General features: G+C 63.7%; 17 protein-coding genes and 1 riboswitch. Of the genes, 7 read left to right on the forward strand and 10 right to left on the reverse strand.

The features are described from left to right. Window positions 1-2 precede the first annotated feature (2 nt). The 3 genes from AACH87_RS04290 to ftsZ all read left to right on the forward strand — a co-directional run bounded on the left by AACH87_RS04290 (window position 3) and on the right by ftsZ (window position 3483). Complete coding sequence (locus tag AACH87_RS04290) at window positions 3-797, forward strand: cell division protein FtsQ/DivIB (RefSeq protein ID WP_338797502.1); 795 nt, start codon at window positions 3-5, stop codon at window positions 795-797. A 57-nt stretch (window positions 798-854) separates the two neighbouring features. Beyond that, window positions 855-2084, forward strand: a complete 1230-nt coding sequence (gene ftsA / locus AACH87_RS04295; RefSeq protein WP_338797503.1) for a cell division protein FtsA — start codon at window positions 855-857, stop codon at window positions 2082-2084. A 154-nt stretch (window positions 2085-2238) separates the two neighbouring features. Further along, window positions 2239-3483: a cell division protein FtsZ gene (gene ftsZ / locus AACH87_RS04300; RefSeq protein WP_338797505.1), complete on the forward strand. Its 1245-nt coding sequence runs from the start codon at window positions 2239-2241 to the stop codon at window positions 3481-3483. Between the two features lie 225 nt (window positions 3484-3708). Here the strand turns inward: ftsZ and AACH87_RS04305 are convergent, their stop codons facing one another. Further along, the gene (locus AACH87_RS04305; protein ID WP_338797506.1) at window positions 3709-5481 is read right to left on the reverse strand and encodes a methyl-accepting chemotaxis protein; all 1773 of its coding nucleotides are present in this window, start codon (window positions 5479-5481) and stop codon (window positions 3709-3711) included. Window positions 5482-5702: 221 nt separating this feature from the next. Between AACH87_RS04305 and lpxC the strand changes: the two genes are divergently transcribed. The 4 genes from lpxC (at window position 5703) to AACH87_RS04325 (ending at window position 11200) form a co-directional block, all read left to right on the forward strand. Beyond that, complete coding sequence (lpxC, locus tag AACH87_RS04310; protein WP_338797507.1) at window positions 5703-6626, forward strand: UDP-3-O-acyl-N-acetylglucosamine deacetylase; 924 nt, start codon at window positions 5703-5705, stop codon at window positions 6624-6626. 87 nt (window positions 6627-6713) lie between these two features. Then, a riboswitch (TPP riboswitch) is annotated at window positions 6714-6837 on the forward strand. Window positions 6838-6961: 124 nt separating this feature from the next. After that, window positions 6962-8857, forward strand: a complete 1896-nt coding sequence (thiC, locus tag AACH87_RS04315) for a phosphomethylpyrimidine synthase ThiC (RefSeq protein ID WP_338797508.1) — start codon at window positions 6962-6964, stop codon at window positions 8855-8857. Between the two features lie 203 nt (window positions 8858-9060). Beyond that, complete coding sequence (locus AACH87_RS04320; RefSeq protein WP_338797509.1) at window positions 9061-10725, forward strand: methyl-accepting chemotaxis protein; 1665 nt, start codon at window positions 9061-9063, stop codon at window positions 10723-10725. Between the two features lie 85 nt (window positions 10726-10810). Beyond that, a complete protein-coding gene (locus AACH87_RS04325) occupies window positions 10811-11200 on the forward strand; it encodes a DUF2845 domain-containing protein (protein WP_338797510.1) in 390 nt (129 codons plus the stop codon). Between the two features lie 45 nt (window positions 11201-11245). Here the strand turns inward: AACH87_RS04325 and AACH87_RS04330 are convergent, their stop codons facing one another. The 9 genes from AACH87_RS04330 to AACH87_RS04370 all read right to left on the reverse strand — a co-directional run bounded on the left by AACH87_RS04330 (window position 11246) and on the right by AACH87_RS04370 (window position 20774). Beyond that, entirely contained in the window at window positions 11246-12634 is a 1389-nt protein-coding gene (locus tag AACH87_RS04330) for an ATPase, T2SS/T4P/T4SS family (protein WP_338797511.1), read from the reverse strand. 160 nt (window positions 12635-12794) lie between these two features. Continuing rightward, window positions 12795-15425 carry a type II secretion system secretin GspD gene (gene gspD, locus AACH87_RS04335; RefSeq protein WP_338797512.1) on the reverse strand — a complete coding sequence of 877 codons (2631 nt, stop codon included), beginning with the start codon at window positions 15423-15425 and terminating at the stop codon, window positions 12795-12797. Between the two features lie 4 nt (window positions 15426-15429). After that, window positions 15430-16173 (reverse strand): type II secretion system protein N, encoded by a 744-nt coding sequence (gene gspN, locus AACH87_RS04340; protein WP_338798848.1) that lies wholly within the window; start codon window positions 16171-16173, stop codon window positions 15430-15432. Between the two features lie 143 nt (window positions 16174-16316). Continuing rightward, window positions 16317-16853 (reverse strand): type II secretion system protein GspM, encoded by a 537-nt coding sequence (gene gspM / locus AACH87_RS04345; protein WP_338797513.1) that lies wholly within the window; start codon window positions 16851-16853, stop codon window positions 16317-16319. Beyond that, window positions 16850-18109 carry a type II secretion system protein GspL gene (gene gspL / locus AACH87_RS04350; protein ID WP_338797514.1) on the reverse strand — a complete coding sequence of 420 codons (1260 nt, stop codon included), beginning with the start codon at window positions 18107-18109 and terminating at the stop codon, window positions 16850-16852. Before gspL ends, gspM begins: the two co-directional genes overlap by 4 nt. 62 nt (window positions 18110-18171) lie before the next feature. Then, window positions 18172-19206 (reverse strand): type II secretion system minor pseudopilin GspK, encoded by a 1035-nt coding sequence (gspK, locus tag AACH87_RS04355; protein ID WP_338797515.1) that lies wholly within the window; start codon window positions 19204-19206, stop codon window positions 18172-18174. Window positions 19207-19218: 12 nt separating this feature from the next. After that, window positions 19219-19821: a hypothetical protein gene (locus AACH87_RS04360; protein WP_338798849.1), complete on the reverse strand. Its 603-nt coding sequence runs from the start codon at window positions 19819-19821 to the stop codon at window positions 19219-19221. Window positions 19822-19941: 120 nt separating this feature from the next. Next, window positions 19942-20343, reverse strand: a complete 402-nt coding sequence (gene gspI / locus AACH87_RS04365; RefSeq protein WP_338797516.1) for a type II secretion system minor pseudopilin GspI — start codon at window positions 20341-20343, stop codon at window positions 19942-19944. After that, window positions 20340-20774 (reverse strand): type II secretion system protein, encoded by a 435-nt coding sequence (locus AACH87_RS04370; RefSeq protein ID WP_338797517.1) that lies wholly within the window; start codon window positions 20772-20774, stop codon window positions 20340-20342. The genes gspI and AACH87_RS04370 overlap by 4 nt, the downstream gene beginning before the upstream one ends. Window positions 20775-20812: the final 38 nt, after the last annotated feature.

Below are 20812 nucleotides of genomic sequence, written 5' to 3' on the forward strand. Positions count from 1 at the left end.
CCATGTCCACCTCCATGCCAGCACCGCTGGACGTCAAGCTGATGAACGTGACCGCCACGGTCCTGTTCGTTGGCTGCGCCCTGCTCATGCTGGCAGCGGGGGCGTGGTGGGTGATGCGGTATCCGGGCTTTGCCATCGCCCGCATCGTGGTGCATGGCGATCTGGTGCACAACAACACCGTCACATTGCGGGCGAACGTGGGCCCGCGCCTGACGGGCAACTTTTTTACCGTGGATCTGCGTGCTGCGCGCGAGGCGTTTGAGCAGGTGCCCTGGGTGCGCAAAGCCCAGGTGCGCCGCGAGTACCCCGGCATCCTGCATGTGCAGCTGGAAGAGCACGATGCCGTTGCCTACTGGGGGCCAGACACAGGGTCTGCCTTGGTCAACAGCCAGGGCGAAGTGTTTGAGGCGAACGTGGGCGATGTGGAGCAGGAAGACCTGCCGCGCTTGCAAGGACCTGAGGGCAGCTCGCCGGAAGTGCTCAAGACCTATGGCTTGTTGGCCCCCGTATTCAAGACACTGGGCCTGGAGCTGGAAGAGCTGGAGCTCAGCAGCCGTGGCGGCTGGCGTGCCCGCCTGGAAAACAACGCGGTGGTGCAGTTGGGCGGTGGCAGCGATGAAGAGCTGGTGCAACGTACCAAGCGCTTTGCGCGCACGCTGGCGCAGGTGGCGGGGCAATACCAGCGGCGTGTGGAATCGCTGGAGTCCGCAGACCTGCGGCATGTGGGGGGCTATGCACTCAAGCTGCGCGGCGTAACCACCACGTCGGGCGAGGGTGCGCCGGCAGTGCGCAGATGAGGCGGGTGGGCATGCACGGCACACAGCACACAAGAACCATGAAGGGCAGAAACTGATATGGCAAGAGAATACAAAGACGTGGTGGTGGGCCTGGACATTGGCACGGCCAAGGTCATGGCCGTGGTCGCCGAAGTCCTGCCCAGTGGCGAGCTCAAACTGGCCGGGCTGGGTGTAGCCCCGAGCAACGGCCTCAAGCGCGGAGTGGTGGTCAACATCGACGCGACGGTGCAGAGCATCCAGCAGGCGCTCAAAGAAGCCGAGCTGATGGCCGACTGCAAGATCCAGCGCGTCTACACCGGCATTACCGGCAGCCATATCCGCGGCCTCAACTCCAGCGGCATGGTGGCCGTGAAAGACAAGGAAGTCACCTCGGCCGACGTGGCTCGCGTGGTGGAAACGGCCAAGGCCATCAATATCTCCAGCGACCAGCGGTTGCTGCTGGTCGAGCCGCAGGAATTCGTGATCGACGGGCAGGATGTGAAAGAGCCCATCGGCATGAGTGGCATCCGGCTGGAAGCCAAGATTCACATCGTCACTGGCGCACAAAGTGCAGCAGAGAACATCATCAAGTGCGTGCGCCGTTGCGGCCTGGAGGTGGAGCAGCTTTTGCTCAACCCCCTGGCCAGCAGCCAGGCTGTGCTGACCGACGACGAGCGTGAGCTGGGCGTGGTGGTGGTGGACATTGGCGCTGGCACGACCGATGTGGCGATCTTCACCGGTGGTGCCATTCGCCATACGGCGGTGATTCCGATTGCGGGCGACCTCATCACCAGCGACATCGCCATGGCCTTGCGCACGCCCACCAAGGACGCCGAAGACATCAAGGTCGAAAGCGGCTACGCCAAGCAGTTGTTGGCCGACCCCGAAGCCCAGGTGGAAGTGCCCGGCCTGGGGGACCGCAGCCCGCGCATGCTCAGCAAGCAGGCCTTGGCAGGCGTGATTGAGCCGCGGGTGGAGGAAATCTTCTCGCTCGTGCAGCAGGTGGTGCGCGAGTCAGGCTACGAAGAAGTGCTGTCTTCGGGAATTGTTCTCACAGGCGGCAGTTCCGTGATGCCCGGCATGATCGAACTCGGGGAAGATATCTTTCTCAAGCCCGTGCGCCGTGGCGTACCGAAGTATTCCAGTGCCCTGGCTGACATGGTGGCCCAGCCCCGTGCAGCCACCGTCATGGGCTTGCTTGAAGAGGCCCGCCTGGCCCGCCTGCGGGGCTTCAAGGTGGCACAGAAGAGTGGTTCCGTGAAGACGGCTTTCGGGCGATTCAAAGATTTCATCGTGGGGAATTTCTGATGCTGATCTACCCCACTTGCCAGGCCCGTGAGAGCCCACATCTGCGCCACCGAGAGCGATGGCGATGCACCGGCCCGCCGTGCGCCCTGCGACCGAACCTTCCCGTATCCACACATTGGCAAAAACATACCCGTATAGAAACAGGAGCTCCCAGATGACCATCGAAATGATCGAAGCCGAAGAATTCAACCAGGGCACCCAGATCAAGGTGATCGGCGTGGGTGGTGGTGGCAGCAATGCTGTCGAGCACATGATCTCCCGCAGCGTGCAAGGCGTGGAGTTCGTCTGCGCCAATACCGATGCACAGGCGCTGACCCGCAGTTCTGCGCACCGCATCATCCAGCTGGGTGGCAGCGGCCTGGGCGCTGGCAGCAAGCCTGACAAGGGCCGTGATGCCGCAGAGGCAGCAGTGGAAGACATCCGCGCAGCGATTGATGGCGCGCACATGCTCTTCATCACTGCGGGCATGGGTGGCGGTACCGGCACTGGTGCTGCCCCTGTGATCGCCCGTGTTGCCAAGGAAATGGGCATTCTCACCGTGGGTGTGGTGACCAAGCCTTTCGAATGGGAAGGAGGCCGCCGCATGCAGAACGCCGACAACGGCCTGGCCGAGCTGGAGGCCAATGTTGACTCGCTGATCGTGGTGCTGAACGAGAAGCTGCTGGAAGTGCTGGGCGACGACATCACCCAGGACGAGGCGTTTGCCCATGCCAACGACGTGCTCAAGAACGCCGTGGGCGGCATTGCCGAAATCATCAACGAGTACGGCCATGTGAACGTCGACTTTGAAGACGTGCGCACCGTGATGGGTGAGCCCGGCAAGGCCATGATGGGCACTGCCACCGCCAGCGGTCCTGACCGCGCCCGTATTGCCGCCGAGCAGGCCGTGGCCTGCCCGCTGCTGGAGGGCATCGACCTGTCGGGCGCCAAGGGCGTGCTGGTGCTCGTCACAGCAGCCAAGGGCAGCCTCAAGCTGTCCGAGTCGCGTCTGGCCATGAGCACCATCAACGCCTACGCATCGCCCGATGCGCACGTCATCTACGGCGCTGCCTACGATGACAGCCTGGGTGACGAGATTCGCGTGACTGTGGTGGCAACGGGCCTGTCCCGCGCCAACGCACGTCGCCAACCCATCTCGGTGGTGCAGGGCGGTCTGCGCACAGGCACTGACAACATCGCTTACCAGATGCCAGTGGCCGGTGCCATGGGCGCGGTGGGCAGCGCTGTTGGCCTGGCTGGTGTTCCAGCAGGGGGCGCGCAGGCTGACTACGGCAGCATGTCGGTGCCCAGCGTGTGGCGTACGAACCGCACGCAGGCTGCGGCCCGTGTGGACGCACTGTCGTCCGGCGGCATGGATGATCTGGAGATTCCAGCGTTCCTGCGCAAGCAGGCCGACTGATGGGAGGGGGCGAGAGGCATTCTCGCCCTTGCTCAGGCTACTAAGTCAAAAGGTTTGCCTTGGTAGCTTGGTGTTCATCTGTCAGGGCTAAAAAGGCCGCTTCCGCTCGCCCATCAATCGTAAGCTGCTATCTAATTAATAGCTAATACGCCTATAAAAAAGCCCCGCCATTGCTGGTGGGGCTTTTTGCTCGTGGGATTGATGGGTCGTGACGCGGACAGCGCCTCAGAAGCTCTCCCAGTCCCCGTGATCCTCTGACGCAGCCTTGGGCGCTGGGCTTGCCTTCGGCGGGAGCGCTGCTGCGGGCTTGGGCGATGGCGCACGGGTGGTGGTGACAGCCGGTGCCTTGCTCTTCGCAAGCGGCACGGACGGTCTGGTGGCTGCTGCGCGGGGCGCCACAGGGGCGGGAGCGGGCCGTGGTGCGCTGGCGGTGCTGCCATTCACGCGGAACAGTGCAACCACCTCGGTGAGCTTGAGGGCCTGCTCGCGCAGGCTGTCTGCCGCTGCAGAGGACTCTTCCACCAGGGCCGAGTTCTGCTGTGTCATCTGATCGAGCTGGTTCACCGCGGTGTTGACCTGTTCGATACCCAGGCTTTGCTCTGAAGTGGCTGCGCGAATTTCGCCAATGATGTCGGTGACGCGCTGCACGCTGGCAACGATCTCGTTCATGGTGGCACCTGCGTTACCCACCAGGGTGGTACCGGACTCCACTTTCTCGACCGATGCGTTGATCAGGGACTTGATCTCCTTGGCAGCATCGGCACTGCGCTGGGCCAGGCTGCGCACTTCGCCCGCCACCACGGCAAAGCCACGGCCTTGTTCACCCGCGCGGGCAGCTTCCACCGCTGCGTTCAGGGCCAGGATATTGGTCTGGAAGGCAATCCCGTCAATCACACCAATGATGTCGGCAATCTTGCTGCTGCTGGCATTGATGTCCTGCATGGTGGAGACGACCTGTGCCACCACCTGGCCACCGCGGGCCGCAACCTCCGCAGCAGACGTTGCCATCTGGTTGGCTGTCTGGGCCGAGTCGGACGTCTGCTTCACGGTGCTGGTCAGCTCTTCCATGCTGCTGGCCGTGGTTTGCAGGTTGCTGGCGGTGTCTTCGGTGCGGCGAGCCAGATCGTTGTTGCCTTGGGCAATTTCAGAGGAGGCGGTGGCAATGCTGTCGGTGGCAGAGCGCACATCGGTCACCAGACGGCGCAGCGAAGTGACCATGTGCGACAGGCCGTCCAGCATGGAGCCAGGGTAGGCGTTGGGAATTTCGGTGTCCAGGTTGCCCTGGGCCACCTGCGACATGATCGCAATGGCCTCGCTCGGCTCGCCGCCGATCTGGCGCAGCACCGAGCGTGCCACGGTAAAGCCGACGCCGCCCACGATGCCCATCACCACCAGCACGATCACCAGTTCCGAGAGCAGCGTCTTGCGTACTTGCTGGTCGATGTCGTCGGTGTACAAGCCGGAGCCCACCATCCAGTTCCATCCATCCACGCGAATCACGTACTGCAGCTTGGGAACCAGTTCCTGCTGTCCAGGTCGTGCAAACATGGTGGGCACGAACACCTTGCCGTCCTTGCTGGCGCGCAATGCATCTGAAATCGTTTTCAGGATGTCCGTGCCCGAGCCGTCCTTGACCTTCCCGGCCATGTCCTGGCCCTCCCATTCGGGCTTGATGGGGTGCATCACACCCTTGGAATCTAGACTCCAGATGTAGAAATACTCGGTCTTGCCTTCGGGGCCTCCATAGCGGGAGACTCGCAGCGCCTCCTTGGCGGCTTTCTGAGCGTCTTCCTGACTCATGGCACCGCTGGCGGCTTTGGCCTGATAGGCTGCGACGATGCTATGGGCGGATTGAACCGCAGTGGCCAGTTGTTCGCGTCGCGATTCGATGATCTGGGTGCGTTCCTGCAGCAATGCCGTGATGGCCATGAACAGCAGCGCTGCCAGCGCAGTGCCCAGCATGAGGAGCACCTTCATTTTGAAACCGAGCTTTGTCATTGAGTGTCTCCAGTGAGTTCTAAAACTTTAGCAATGTGCTGCCCGACAAAGTGAGTGCGTGCACATGAATTTGCCCTCGTCTTGACTTGCAACAACAAGTAACCATGTCCCTATTGTGGTGCATTGGGAGCCTGCAGCCCTCAGGGAAAATGCCCCCTTCATGCACAAGAGCGGGGCATGGCTTGCCAGCGCGATCTGTGTGGCCCCCCTAAAATGCAGCCATGTTGCAGCAACGCACCCTCAAGACCTTGACCCGCGCCGTGGGCGTCGGGCTGCACAGTGGCCAGCGAGTAGAGCTGACGCTGCGCCCGGCCCAGCCCGACACGGGCATCGTTTTCCGGCGTGTAGATTTGCCGCAGCCGGTGGACATTCCCATCCATGCCGAGTCGGTCACCGACACGCGATTGGCTTCCACCATTTCTGCAGGTGGCGCCAAGGTCCACACGGTGGAGCATCTGATGTCGGCCTGTGCGGGTCTGGGTATCGACAATCTTTATGTAGACATCACGGCCGAAGAAGTCCCCATCCTGGACGGATCTTCGGCCTCCTTCGTGTTTTTGCTGCAAAGCGCCGGTGTGGAGCTGCAGCGCGCACCCAAGCGCTTCATCCGGGTGAACCGTCCGGTGGAAGTGCGCGAAGGCACCGGGCCCAATGCCAAATGGGCCAAGCTCACGCCCTACCACGGCTACAAGCTGAGCTTTGAAATTGACTTCGATCACCCCGCAGTGGACTCCACGGGGCAGCGCGTGGAGTTTGATCTGGGCTCAGGCAATTACAGCCGCGACATTGCGCGTGCCCGTACCTTCGGCTTCACGCGCGATGTGGAAATGATGCGCTCGAACGGCCTGGCCCTCGGTGGTGGCCTGGACAACGCCATCGTCATGGACGACTACAAGGTTCTCAACAGCGATGGGCTGCGCTATGACGATGAGTTCGTCAAGCACAAGATTCTTGATGCCATGGGCGACCTGTACCTCATCGGCAAACCCTTGCTGGCCGCCTACAGCGCTTTCCGGTCGGGCCATGCCATGAACAACCTGCTCTTGCGCGAGCTGCTGGCCCAGCGCGATGCCTGGGATGTGGTGACTTTTGAAGACGAGAAGGCAGCACCTGCCGGATTTGCACAGCCCGTGCGCGCCTGGTGATCGCCCGCTCTTGGGCGGTTCGCCTTGCTTCCCTTGGTTTTATTGCTTGACGTGCGTTAGGCAGTTTGTGCGCAGTCACCTATACTCCGCAACGCTCCGGGGTGTGCTGATGCGCTGAGATGGGGGAAGCCTGAAGGAATTCAGGCATTCCCGCGAACCCGACGAACTTGATCCGGTTCATACCGGCGGAAGAAGAGCCGACCTCCTGCTGCGCACCTGTGGTGCTGCAGCCAGCCACATGGGGCGCATGCAGCGGTACTTGCTGAGTGTGTCCTGCGGGGCGCAGGTCCATTCCGGAGCAACACCCTTTGCCACCGGAACCTGGAGACTGCCCCATGAACGCCCCTGAACCCCTCGCTCACGAAAAGTTTGCTGAACTGCTGGCGCTGACCCGTGCGCCTTTCCCCGCATCCCGCAAGGCCTATCTTCAAGGTCAGTTGCATCCCGAACTGCGGGTGCCTGTGCGCGACATCTCCCTGACCAACGGAGAACAGGTGAGTGTCTACGACACATCAGGCCCCTACACCGACCCCGATGCGGTCATTGACGTTCGCAAAGGTCTGGATAGCGTGCGTGGCCACTGGATCGCTGCCCGCGGCGATGTGGAGCAGTACGAAGGCCGTGCACCTGTTGCACTGGATGACGGCCAGAAGAGCGAAGATGCTGCGCGCCTGGCTCAGTTGCGTGCTGAAGCCGCCGCGCTGCAACGCAAACCGCTGCGCGCCAAGGCGGGTGCCAATGTCACGCAGATGCACTATGCCAAAAAGGGCATCATCACCCCCGAGATGGAATACGTGGCCATCCGCGAGAACGGCAAGCGCGAGTGGATGGAGCAGTACATGGCCGATGCAGGCCGTGAGAAGCGCCTGATGGGTAACCCCATGGGCGCGAATATCCCACGCATCATCACCCCCGAGTTCGTGCGCGACGAGGTGGCACGTGGCCGCGCCATCATCCCAGCCAACATCAACCACCCCGAGGTGGAGCCGATGGCGATTGGCCGCAACTTCCTGGTGAAGATCAACGCCAACATCGGCAACTCGGCTGTCACCTCCAGCATCGAAGAGGAAGTGGAGAAGCTAGTCTGGGCCATCCGCTGGGGCGCTGACAACGTCATGGACCTGTCCACCGGCAAGAACATCCACACCACCCGCGACTGGATCGTGCGCAATTCGCCCGTGCCGATTGGCACTGTGCCTATCTACCAGGCGCTGGAAAAGGTGGGTGGCATTGCCGAAGACCTGACCTGGGAAATCTTCCGCGACACGCTGATTGAGCAGGCCGAGCAAGGCGTGGACTACTTCACCATCCACGCAGGCGTGCGCCTTGCCTACATCCACCTCACGGCCCAGCGTCGCACGGGCATCGTCTCGCGCGGGGGCTCCATCATGGCCAAGTGGTGCATGGCGCATCACCGTGAGAGCTTCCTTTACGAGCACTTCGAAGACATCTGCGACATCATGAAGGCGTACGACGTGTCGTTCAGCCTGGGCGATGGTCTGCGCCCTGGCTGCGCATCGGACGCCAATGACGAAGCCCAGTTCGCCGAGCTGCACACGCTGGGCGAGCTGACGCAGATTGCCTGGAAGCACGACGTGCAGACCATGATCGAAGGCCCTGGCCATGTGCCCATGCACATGATCCAGGCCAACATGACCGAGCAGCTCAAGACCTGCCACGAGGCGCCGTTCTACACCCTGGGCCCGCTGACCATCGACATCGCCCCGGGCTACGACCACATTGCGTCTGCCATCGGCGCGGCCATGATCGGCTGGATGGGAACCGCCATGCTGTGCTACGTGACACCCAAGGAGCACCTGGGCCTGCCCGACCGTGATGATGTGAAGCAAGGGATCATTGCGTACAAGATTGCGGCCCATGCGGCTGATGTGGCCAAGGGGCACCCCGGCGCCCGTGCCCGCGACGATGCGCTCAGCCAGGCGCGCTTCGATTTCCGCTGGCAAGACCAGTTCAACCTGGGGCTGGACCCAGAGACCGCCAAGGACTACCACGATGAGACCTTGCCCAAGGACTCGGCCAAGGTAGCGCATTTCTGCTCCATGTGCGGGCCCAAGTTCTGCTCCATGAAGATCACACAGGAAGTGCGTGACTTTGCTGCCCAGAAGGGGGTGGATGAGCAAAAGGCGCTCGCCCAGGGCATGCAGGTGAAGGCGGTGGAGTTCCAGCGCAACGGCGGGCAGCTGTATGTGCCACTGAATACCGCTGAATAAGTAGAGCTACTGCCCCACGTATTTCCTTGTTCATGGCAAGGAAACGGGTAAATACCCTGTGGGTGATACAAGGTGTGAGCGCATACAGTCGCGCCCACACCACGTCCAGGCCCGGAGACATGATCTCCGGGCAACCGCTACAGCGCAATGGCACCAAAGTTGCTATTCTTTGTGCGGCTTGTTAGAAAATGTAAGGAAGCGCCATGAACGCCCTGAACCGACTGTCTATCCGCACACGTCTTTATTTCGGCACCGTCTTTTCCCTGGTCCTGCTGGTGGTGATTGGAGCCATGGGCTACCTCGCACTGGAGCGCACGCGCAGTACGCTCGAAGTCCTGTTCACCCAGCGGGTGCAGACCCTCTCTGACATGAGCGACCTGCGCACAACGCTGGGGGACCTGCGGCGTGCTGAAAAGGACATCATCATCAACTTCAACAATTCCATTGAAGTGGGTGCTCAGCGAGACCTGTGGAAGAAGTCCTTGCAAGCCCTCACCAAAGGCATGACCGATGTGCGCAAGGTGCAGGCAGACGACCCCAGCGTGACGGGTGCCATTGACAAGGCACTGTCCGAGGTCAAGGAATACGAGACTGGCATCTCCCCCGTGTTTGAGCAGATTGAACGAGCGCAGATCGACGGCGCTGTGGGCGGTGCCTACGCCGAAAAATACAAGAAGCATATGGAGGCAAGCGACAAACTGTTGTTTGACTTAGCCTCCGATGCGCGCAAAAAAATGGACGAAGCCCGCCAGGGGGTGGATTCGCTCACTGCCACCATGTCGGGGCTGATCGGCGGCGCTTTGTTGCTGGCTCTGGCCGTGTTGATTCCACTGACCTTTTTCAGTGTCCGCTCCATCACCCAGTCGATCTCGCAGGCCAGCCAGCTTGCCGAGCTGATTGCCGGGGGCGACCTGACGCGGGATGTACGCGCCACCTCCAACGATGAGATGGGGCAATTGGTGGGGGCGATGGCACGCATGCAGGATTCGCTGCGTGGGCTGGTCCATCAAGTGCAAGAAGCTGCAGGAAACATTTCTACCGCCAGTACCGAAATTGCTACCGGTAACCATGACCTGAGCCACCGGACCGAGCAGACGGCCGCCAATCTGGAAGAGGCAGCTTCTTCCATGGAACTGCTGACCGGCACCATCCAGCAAAGTGCCCAGTCCTCTCGCCAGGCCAGCAACTTTGCATCCTCGGCAGCACAGGTGGCGGCGCGCGGCGGCTCTGTGGTCTCGCAGGTAGTCACGACCATGGATCAGATCACCGCCAGCTCGCGAAAGATTGCAGACATTACCGGGGTGATTGATTCGATCGCCTTCCAGACCAACATCCTCGCGCTGAACGCAGCTGTAGAAGCGGCCCGTGCGGGCGAGCAGGGCCGTGGCTTTGCGGTGGTGGCCAGCGAGGTGCGCAGCCTCGCTCAACGTAGCGCTGAGGCCGCCAAAGAAATCAAGGGCTTGATTGCCTCGTCCGTGGAGCGTGTGGAAGACGGCTCCCGTCTGGTCAGCCAAGCGGGTGAGACCATGACCGAAATCGTGAGCAGCGTGCACCGCGTCTCCGGCATCATTGAGGAGATCACCGCCTCGTCTTCCGAGCAGAGCGACAACGTAGCTCAGATCAGCCAGTCTGTGAGCCAGCTCGACAACATGACGCAGCAAAACGCGGCTTTGGTGGAAGAGTCCACCGCGGCATCTGAATCGCTGCGAGAGCAGGCAGTGCAACTGACCCGTGCGGTGGCGCAATTCAAGCTGCCTCCTGGCCGTCTGCATGCCACCCACTATGCGGAGCCTGCAGGGCGCGAAACGAATGGCGCTCCAGCACTCAACCGGCCTGAGCGTGAACCCATGGTGCCCCGACTTGCCTGAGCGTGTGCAGCCTGAAAGCGGTGCTGAGCGCTGCTTTCAGGCCTCGCATACATACGCCATCTAGTAGGCAGTGCACAATGCGCTCATGCCATTTTTAGACGCTGTGCGCCTGTGGTCTCTTCGGCGGTTGAAGTCTCTTGTCGGGCCATCGCTCGTGGTGAGCGCCAGCTTGCTGGCACCATGCGCCGCAGGTGCTGAAACCCTGCGGTGTGCCGGTGGCGGCGTCGATGTGGGTGAATCCATCGCCGTGGTGCTCCAGCGTTGTGGCGCTCCGCAGGTGACGGCTTCGTTCTGCGCACCGCAGGAAATTCTTTGGACAGACCGAACGCGCCCGGCACCTCACGGTTACTGGCTTGCGCCGTGCCAACCTGTGGATGAGTGGATTTACGAGCGCGGCACGGGATACCTGCCCGCACGACTTCAATTTCGCAACGGGCGCTTGTGGTCACTGGTCTACGGGCAATCCAGGCCCTGAGAACCTGTTCACAACGTGCCTGAAGCCTTGACGCGGGCTGTTGGTTCAATCCCGCGTCACGCGCAGCACTTCTTCCCTGCTGGTGATGCCCGCAGCAATAAGGCGCTCCCCGTCCTCACGCATCAGTGTCATGCCAGCGGCAAGGGCGGTGGTGCGGATTTCCGCCTCGGATGCTTGGGCGTGAATTTGCGCGCGGATGGCGTCATCGGTGACCAGCAGCTCAAACACGCCCGTGCGCCCGGCATAGCCGGTATGGCCGCAGGCATCGCAACCTTTGCCGTGGCAGGCCGTGCAGTACTTGCGCACCAGCCGCTGTGCCAGCACGCCAAGCAAGGAGGACGACAGCAGAAACGGCTCCACGCCCATGTCGATCAAGCGCGTAACCGCACTGGCCGCGTCGTTGGTGTGCAGCGTGGCCAGCACCAAGTGCCCGGTCAGAGACGCCTGAATGGCGATCTGTGCCGTCTCAAAGTCCCGGATTTCCCCGATCATGATGATGTCCGGGTCCTGCCGTAGTATGGCGCGCAGGGCTTTGGCAAACGTCAGGTCGATCTTGCTGTTGACCTGCGTCTGTCCCACCCCTGGCAGCTCGTACTCGATGGGGTCTTCCACCGTCATGATGTTGTTGCGGGTTGCGTCGAGCCGCCCCAGGCCTGCATACAGGGTGGTGGTCTTGCCGGAGCCTGTCGGGCCTGTCACCAGGATGATGCCGTGGGGCTGGCTGATCAGGCCTTCAAAACGGTGCAAGGTGTCGCCCTGCATGCCCACGGCTTCCAGACTGATCTTGTTCTCGCTCTTGTCCAGCAGACGCAGCACGGCCCGTTCGCCATGGGCGCTGGGCAGGGTCGATACGCGCACGTCGATGGCGCGGGTGCCCAGGCGCAGGCTGATGCGTCCGTCTTGGGGCAGGCGTTTTTCCGAGATGTCCAGATCCGCCATGATCTTCAGGCGGGAGATCAGCGCTGCATGCAGCGCCCGATTGGGTTGCACCACTTCACGCAGTGTTCCGTCCACCCGAAAGCGCACGCTGGAGTGCCGCTCGTAGGGCTCGATGTGAATATCGCTCGCACCGTCCCGGGCTGCCTGAGTCAGCAGCGCGTTGAGCATGCGGATGATGGGCGCATCGTCGGCCGTCTCCAGCAAGTCCTCCACCGCGGGCAAGTCCTGCATCATGCGGGAGAGGTCTGCATCCGACTCGACTTCACTGACCACCGTGGCCGCGCTGGATTCACCCTGCGCATACGCCGCCGTGATGCGTTGCGCCAGGCTGGGGGCATCCAGCGAGAGCAGATGGCGCACCTTGTACTTGCGCAGTACTTCGGAGAGTGCCGTGACGTCCGGCGCAGGGCCATGCCACAGCACAAGCTGCTGGCCGTCATCCTCCAGCAAAAGCTGTGAGGTACGGGCAAATGCATAGGGCAATGGGTGGCGCATGGCGTGTGATGTTTGGCGAGACTCGTAAAAGGGGTTGGGTGCTCTGGACGTTTCTTGCACCCACTGTCTGCGGCTTCCTGGCAAGGCACGCCGCAGACATCAGGGAGGTTTCAGGAGGCTGATGGGGACATGGTCACTTCCACCTCACCTCCAGGTCGATTTACTGGCGACTCACATCCGCTTCCAGCGCCAGGGCTCGAACAGAGGCTGCAGCCTTGTCCGCAGCCACTTCGCTGTCGAAAGGACCCACCCGCACCCGGGTGCGGGTACCCCGGTTGGTGTTGATGGCCTGGACGTTCACGGGAAGGGACGTCTTGCGCAGCTTGGACAGGGCCTCGTTGGCGGACTTGTCGTTCGCAAACATGCCTACGTTCACAAAGAACAGGGCAGGGGTCGCACTGTCCATCGGGGCGGGTACGACATTGGTGCCTACCGGATCGGGAGCAGCCACGGCGGGGGGCATGGGGCTGGGGGCCAATGCGGGAGCCACAGGAGTTTGCATGGCCTGCGGTTGCGGATGGGGCAGGGGCGTTTGCGCGGCTGCAGCAGCTTGTGGTGGCACACCGTTATCCGATGCCACAGGGCGTACGCGTGACTCCAGCGCAGGCAGGATGGGGGCACCGGATACCGAACGCATCACGGTACTGGGCTCAGGTTGCACCACCTGTTGCAGGGCCCGGATGGACTCGTAGCGATCCGCCACCAGCGCGTCGTTGGTGTTGTTGTCTCGCACCACCACCGGCCGCAGGAACACCATCAGGTTGGTCTTCTTGCGCGAACGGTTTTCGCTGCGGAACAGGGCTCCCACCACGGGAATGTCACCCATGACGGGGACCTTGTCTTCGCCTTGCGAGTAGCTGTCTTCCAGCAGGCCGCCAATGACGATGATGTTGCCGTCATCCACCACCACGTTCGATTCGATGGACCGCTTGCTGGTCGTGGGGCCATTGGTGTTGTTCTTGGTGGACTCGTCGATCTTCGAGACTTCCTGGTAGATCGACATCTTCACCGTGCCGTTCTCGCTGATCTGCGGACGCACGCGTAGCATCAGGCCCACGTCCTTGCGCTCCACCGTCTGGAACGGGTTGACGGTGGTGCTGCCCGTGGTGTTGGCGTACGAGCCCGTGACGAAGGGCACGTTGTTGCCGATCACGATCTTGGCTTCTTCGTTGTCCAGCGTCATCAGGTTGGGCGTGGACAGCACATTGGAGTCGCCGCTCTTTTGCAGGAAGTTGGCCAGCGCACCGAGGTAATACTGACCGTTGATGCGCGGGGCCAGCGCCACATTGAGCCCGCCACCCAGCGAACTGAGCGCGGTGGCCGCAGTGGAGGTGCTGCCCGTCGCCAATGCGCCGGTCAGCGAGAGGATGTTGGAGCCCGCTGCACTGGAGTTGGTGCCGATCACCCCCACCGTGCCGCTGCCGCTGCTGCCCACCGTGCCTTGCCACTGGATGCCGAACTGGGCCACCTTGTCTGCGGCCACTTCCACAATCAGGCTTTCCACCAGCACCTGTGCGCGGCGGCCGTCGAGCTTGTCGATGACGGCGCGCAGCTGGCGGTACAGGGGCTCGGGTGCGCTGATGATGAGCGAGTTGGTGGTCGGGTCCGCCTGGATCTGCCCGCCTGTGGAGGGCTGATTGGCATTGGCCGTGCTGCTCGCGCCGGTGTTGCTGCCCAGGCCCGAACTGGCCCCCAGCCCGCCCGAAGTATTGTTGGTGCCCCCCAGGGTGGAGTTGGTGCTCGTCGCCATGGTGGAGCCATTGGAATAGCTGGATGAGGTGCTACCCCCACTGCTGCTGGCACCCCCGCTAGCCCCTGCCAGTGCAGCGCGCAGCGTGGTGGCCAGCTTGGTGGCGTCCGCATTCTTCAGGTACACCACGTGGATATTGCCTGTGGATGCACTGCTGCCGGGCGTAGGTGGCTGGTCTAGCTTGTCGACCAGTGCACGTACCAAGGCCACGCGTGCCGGGTTGGCTGCACGCAGGATCAGCGAGTTGCTGCGGGGCTCGGGCAGCAGCGTGGTCTTGAAGGATGTGTCGGCCTGCCCTTGGGCTGCACCAGCTGCGGCGCCATTGCTGCCCCCATCAATCAGGCGAGAGACAAGCGGGGCGAGGTCCGATGCCAGGGCGTTGCGCAGCGGAATCACCTCGACATCGGTGGCATTGGAAACATCCATCGCAGCGATGATGCGGGCCAGGCGCTGCAGGTTGTCGGCATAGTCCGTGATCACCAGCGAGTTGTTGCCGGGGTTCACGTTGATGGTGTTGTTGGGGCTGATCAGCGGGCGCAGCACCGGCACCAGATTGGCCGCGTTTTCAAAGTTGAGCTTGAAGATCTGCGTGACGATCTGGCCCCCGCCAGGACCGCCCGAGTTGCCACCTTGTGTCACGTTCACGCTGCCTGCCTGCAGCTTGGCGTCGGCCTCGGGCACCACCTTGTACAGACCTGCGGACTCCACCACCGTGAAACCCTGCAGCCGCAGTGCAGCCAGAAACTGCTGGAACGCCGCTGCGGGGGGCACTGCGCGCTCGGTAATCAGGGTCAGCTGTCCCTTCACCCGGGGGTCTACCACCACGTTGCGACCCGTGATGGTGGCCATGGTGCGTGCCACGGCTTCAATCTCTGCGTTGGCAAAGTTCAGGGTGACGGGTTCGCCGGCGCGCACGCTGCTGGTGCTCGTACCAATCGCTGTTTGGGCATGAATTTGGCCGCTAAGGCACGCCAAAAAAGCGCAGGCAGCTACCGTATTGATAGCAAATCGCGTGCGTGGCGAGAGGATGGATGTCGTCATAGGGTCAACCCACGGTGATGAGCGAGCGAGCGCCGCTGCGCCGCCCAATGATATTCAGGAGATTGGCCAGTGCGGCCTCACGGTCTGGGGCGGCCTGGGCCTCGCCCGAAAAGCGCAGCCGCTGGCCCACCCACTGGCCGCTGCCACTCAGTTGCAAATGTCCTTGCAGTGTGCTGAGCGTGAGGGTGGGCACATCGCCCCCCGCCAGTTCCAGCCGGTAGCTGCCCATGGGGCGCAGGGTGGACAGGCGGGACGAGATGGACATGGCGTCGAGCTGTACCCGACCCGCCAGCACCATGCGGCCCGCAGACCAGACAGCCTCCAGCCCCTGGGTGCGCAGCATCAGCTGTCCCTGGGGCTGCAGGGTGTTCCAGGGGGTGCCCAGACCAGACAGCACGGCTGCAGGCCATTGGCTGGAACCGTCTTGCAGGCTCATGCGCACGCGCCCCAGTCCCAGCTGGATCGTTGCCTGCAAAGGTTGAGGAGTGCAGCAGGTGGAATGCAGTTGCAGCTGCAGCCCGCTCCAGGAAGGGCGCAGTTTCCATTCCAGCCGACCCGGCAGCGCGGCGCTGTCCTGGCTGGCGCCGCCGCCTGTCAGCACCAGTTGTGCAGAGCCCGTCCAGATCGTGCCGCGGGCTTGTACCAGCTGCACTTGCCCGCCCGTGGCCACTGCAGCCCGCTGGGCCAGCCACTGTGCGGGCGCAAAGGCCACGATGGCGGGCAAGAGACCCGCTGCTGCGCCCGCAATGGCCCAGCCCCAAGGCGCGCGGGGCGGTGCAGACGTGGCCGAGCGTGAGCGCGAGCGGCTCTTGCTCTTCTGGGCTGAACTGGGGTGGGGGGTGGAACGGGAGCGAGGAGACACAGCGTCTGGCACTTTGCGGGTGTACGGTGTCAGCGGGCAGGCAGGGCCAGCACTACGGTGCCGTCCCAGCGCGGGGCGGCAGGGTTGGCCGATGCGTTGCCCAGCGTCGCAGGCGTGGCGGAAGCCGGTGCGTTGCTGCGGGTGAACTTGGCCTCTACCGGCACGGCCCGTGCATTGGTGCGGGCCAGTGCCAGCCACTGGGCCACTGCGTCGGCAGGGGCCGCTTTCAAGGTCACCGTCACGCGGTCACCCAGAACGTTCATCTGTGCAGCCGTTCCCAGCCGCTGGGTCAACGCCGTGCGCAGGGCACCCACGGCATCGCCAGGCGCTGTCTGCGGCTGCGCCTGCAGTTGCTGAGCTTCGGACTGCATGCGCTGCATGAGCTGCAATTGCTGGTCGAGCTGGCTGTGCTGCTCGGGTGCCTGCCGCAAGGTGGACAAGGCCGGAGCCAGGGCCACCCACCACACGAGGGCCACCACCACTACTGCCGCTGCGGTCAGCAGCAGGTTCTGTTCACGCGGGGCGAGCGCTTTCCAGCGCGCTTGCAAGGCAGCGCTGCGGCTCATGGCGCAACCTCCGTGCGTACCAGCAAGGTGCTGTCTTCAGTGCGGGCGCGGTAGCCTGCTGCTTGCAGTCGGGTGTTGAACACGGATTCCTCGTCGGGTGCCAGTGCCAGGCCCCGCAGGCGCAGCTCTCCTGGCGCAAATTCGATGGCTTCAGGAATGCGGCCGTCGGGCAGGCTTCCGCCGGTCGCAGCCATCAGGGGTTCCAGGTCGCGTGGGGACACGGCTCCGGCTTTTTGGCGCAGCAGGCCCAGTTCGCGCTCCATTTGCACCGGGGCGTCAACCACCACCTTGACCTGCGGGAACGTGGCCGTGAGCGCTGAGCGAACCGCAGCCTGCTTGCTGGCCAGAGATTGCTTCTCTTGCCATGCCCACACATTCAGCCCCACCACATGCGCGGCCAGCAGCAAGCCCGTGGCCCAGCGCGCGGCGCGCCACTGGGGCGCATACAGCAGCGCACTGGCTGCGGAGCCCGCCTTGCGCATGGCGCGGGTGCGGCTTGTGCTGGCCAGCTCAAACTGGGCAAGATCCCAGTCGCTGCGCGCGGCATCGAGGGCGCGCTGGCTGGCGGTGTGCAGGGTGACTTGTCGCCCCAGGGTGCGTTCGGCATGTTCGGCCACGGCGGGGTCTGCTCGCACCACGGGGGCGGCTGCCTCATCGGCGGCTGCAGGCGTCAAACCTGCCAAGCCCAGCACGGCTGCCGACAGAGGCAGCAGGGTGACGCTTTGGTCTGCCCCCTGGCCGCACAGCACCATCTGGGGTTCGCTGGGGCTGCCCAGCACGCACACTTCGGTGCCGCCGCTGGCGGTGGGGCCGGGCGCAAACTCCGGCACCACGCGGGATACGGGGCGGCCCGCAGCCTCCAGGGCCTGCAGGTTGTCGCGCAGCCAGCTGCGGTCGCACACCGCCACCCATACCGGGGCGCCGGCCTGCGCACCGGGCTGCAGGGCAAAGTGCAGTTGGGCAGGGTCGTCGAGCAGGCGGTCTTCCAGCAGCCCTTCCAGAATGGATCGCAGGCGCGGTGTCTGGTGACTGGGCCCCAGCGGAATGCCCGGCGGCAGTTGCACCCGTTGCCAGGACAGGGCAGAAATCGGCACCACGGCCACCACCTCGCCGCCAGGGCGCGAGGGCTCGGGCAACAAGGCAGCAGCCGCACGCGCATGGTCAGCGGCGGTGTGGCCGTCCGACGTCAGCGTGTAGCTGTATTTGGTGGAAATGCCCGGTGGCGTGAGGGGCAGGGTAAGGATCAGGGTGCTCATGGGCAGGTATTGCGAGCCATTTTAGGGGGCTGGCATGTCGATGGCGTGAGTGTCTGGAAACCTCAGCGTTGTGCGGTATTGCCAGCCAGGCCGGGACCGGGGCCGAAGTTGCCCCTCTCCCGCCAGAGCGTGGTGGTGGTAATGGTGTCCTTGCGCACGAGAGAGCGCTCATCCACGATGGATTCGCCCAGCCGCAAGCGACCTCGTACTTCAAAGTAGTAAGAGGAGACGCCGACCAGTTGGGAGTCGGGCATGTCGTTACTTCCAAGCAACGTTTTGACATCCGTCAGGGTATTGAAGTGCCGAGATTCCCTCGCTGCGATCAGCTTTTGGGCACTGGCCAGGTCCGCGCCGTCCAGCGCGGCCCACAGCACGTCCAGTTGGGCGGTATTGAGGTTCACGGGAGTGGGCATGGGCAGGATGGTGACGTGGGGCGTCAGCGCTGCCACCGTGCTTGCCGGCAGGCCCAGCCATCCCAGCTGCGACACCGTCTGTGGCATGAGCGGGGCGTTTGCGTCATCCGTGCCAGCAGCCGACTGGGCTTTGCGCAAGGCCTCCACCAGGGTGGTGAGTTGCTGCGACGGCAGGCTCAGGCGCTCAAACAGCCGCGTGAACTGCTTGAGTGCGCCCGCCTGCACCTGCCCGCCATTGACCAGGCTGGTGAGGTTGAGCTTGCCCTGCATGTCGGTAATCTGGCCTGACAGGAATGCATCGGTCGTGTCGGTGCTGGCGTCCTCCACCTGCGAGACATTGCGCTCGGCTGCCAGAAAGGACGACAGCCGGGCCTCTTGCAGCGGTATGGCCCACGGCTCTGCCAAGTGGTCGGCCCCCCCGGCGCGCCCGTCTTCGCGCAAGATGAGGCGGGACCAGTCCAGCGCGCCGATCAGTATCCAGGAAGCCTGCACGCGGTCACGCTCTGCGGTTTCCACTTCTACCGCACGCCATTGCTGCCACATGGCTGCGGCCGCCAGCGTGGCAACCAGTGTCACCGTGAGCATGGCCGCCAGCAGGGCTGCGCCGGTCTGACGTAGACGGGCCGCAGGGCGCACGCCCGATGGATGGGCGCGGTGCGGGGAAGGAGCCTGATGCTGTCTCATGGATGTTCAGCCTCAGGTCCGGCTACCGGTGCGCACGGGGTTGACCCAGTCGCGCACCAGCAGACCGGTAAGCGGGCCGCCGGGCGAGAGGGTGATGTTCAGGCGTATGCCTTCAGGAATGGCGTTGCTGCCGTTGGCTTCCTGGTTGGTGCCCGCGCTGGACAGTGCGTTGGACCATGCGCCGCCCCGAAAATAAAAGAGCTGCCAGCCATCAATGGGGATCAGCGCCACTTCGCGTGGCCGGTCGGCCTCACCCGGTGTGCGGGCCCACTGGGCCGCCTGGGCCCACGCCTCTTGCCATTGGCCTCGGGTGCGCAGCGGGGGGGACTGCCAGCGCATCCACTGCGCGCCAGCATTGGTCTCGCGCCGTGTCCACGCCACCACCACCGGGCCTTCGTCGATCACAGCAGCGCTGCGGCGGGTGAGGCGCAGCACCTGGCCATCCCAGTCCAGCGGCGTGGTATTGGCGATGGGAGTCAGCGCATCCAGGTCTGCGCCCCATTGGCCCAGCGCGGCCTGCAGCACCAGCATGTCGTCGGCGCGCTGACGGGTGGCCTCTTGCGTGCGCAGCATCCCGTCAATGCCGCGCCAGCTCAGGATGGCTATCAGTGCCATCACGCTGATGGCGACCAGCAACTCGATCAGGGTGAAGCCGCCAGGTCGCGTACGGCGCTGCCCATGGACCGCGGGCAATGGCTGGGGTGAGGGGCAGTGCGGCATCGGGCGTGGCACCATTCAATTGCGGCCAATGATGGTGGACAGACGCAGGATGGAGGCTTCCCCATCAAACACCTGCGCATCGATGCGACGGAACTGCGGATTGGGTGTGGGCCGCACGATGATGTTCACATTGAACTGCCGCCCCGCCTGCTCGCAGGATTCGGTGCTGTCGCCCACGCTGGGCATTTGGCGCGACAGGCGTGCTTTGACCAGTTCGTTTTCGGCGCACAGCTGCGCCAGCACGATGTCGGACTGGCGCTGGGCATTGCGCGTCAGGGTGCCCGCCGCCTGCGTGCCCGCCACCAGCGCAATCGCCACAATGGCCAGAGCCACCAGAACTTCCACCAGCGTGAAGCCACGGTGCCTTGCCCTGCGAAGGGTATTGGGTGGCGCAAAGAACGGGAGTCTGCGGATCATGGGAGGGACTCCACCGCAAAAGGGCGCAGGCCGTCCGTGAACACGCGCAATGCCAGTTCTGGCCGCTCGCGGTGGGTCAGCACCACCTGCTGCGGGCCGATCAGGGGTTCGGGCCCCAGCACCAGCACCGCATTGCCGCGCACCACCACGCCGGGGTCCAGCCACTGCGACGGAAGCGATGCATTGGGCACGCCGTCAAACCGGAAGCCTTGCTCCGTCACCACCCAGCGCACCGCTGCGCCGCTGGCACGGGATTTGGCGCGGCCTGCATCCAGCAGCGCAGCCAGCCGCGCTGCGTCGCGCTCCAGGGCGGTCCTGCCGTTGTCACGCAAAGCCACGGAAACCCCTGCGATGGCGAAGGCCATGATGCTGATGACCACCAGCAACTCCAGCAGGGTGAAGCCCCGCGAGGCAGGCGCGTGCGTTGTCATGTCACCCACGCAGGGCGCAGAGGCGGCGCTCTGCCAGC

Source organism: Acidovorax sp. DW039, from assembly GCF_037101375.1.
Taxonomy (GTDB): domain Bacteria; phylum Pseudomonadota; class Gammaproteobacteria; order Burkholderiales; family Burkholderiaceae_C; genus Acidovorax.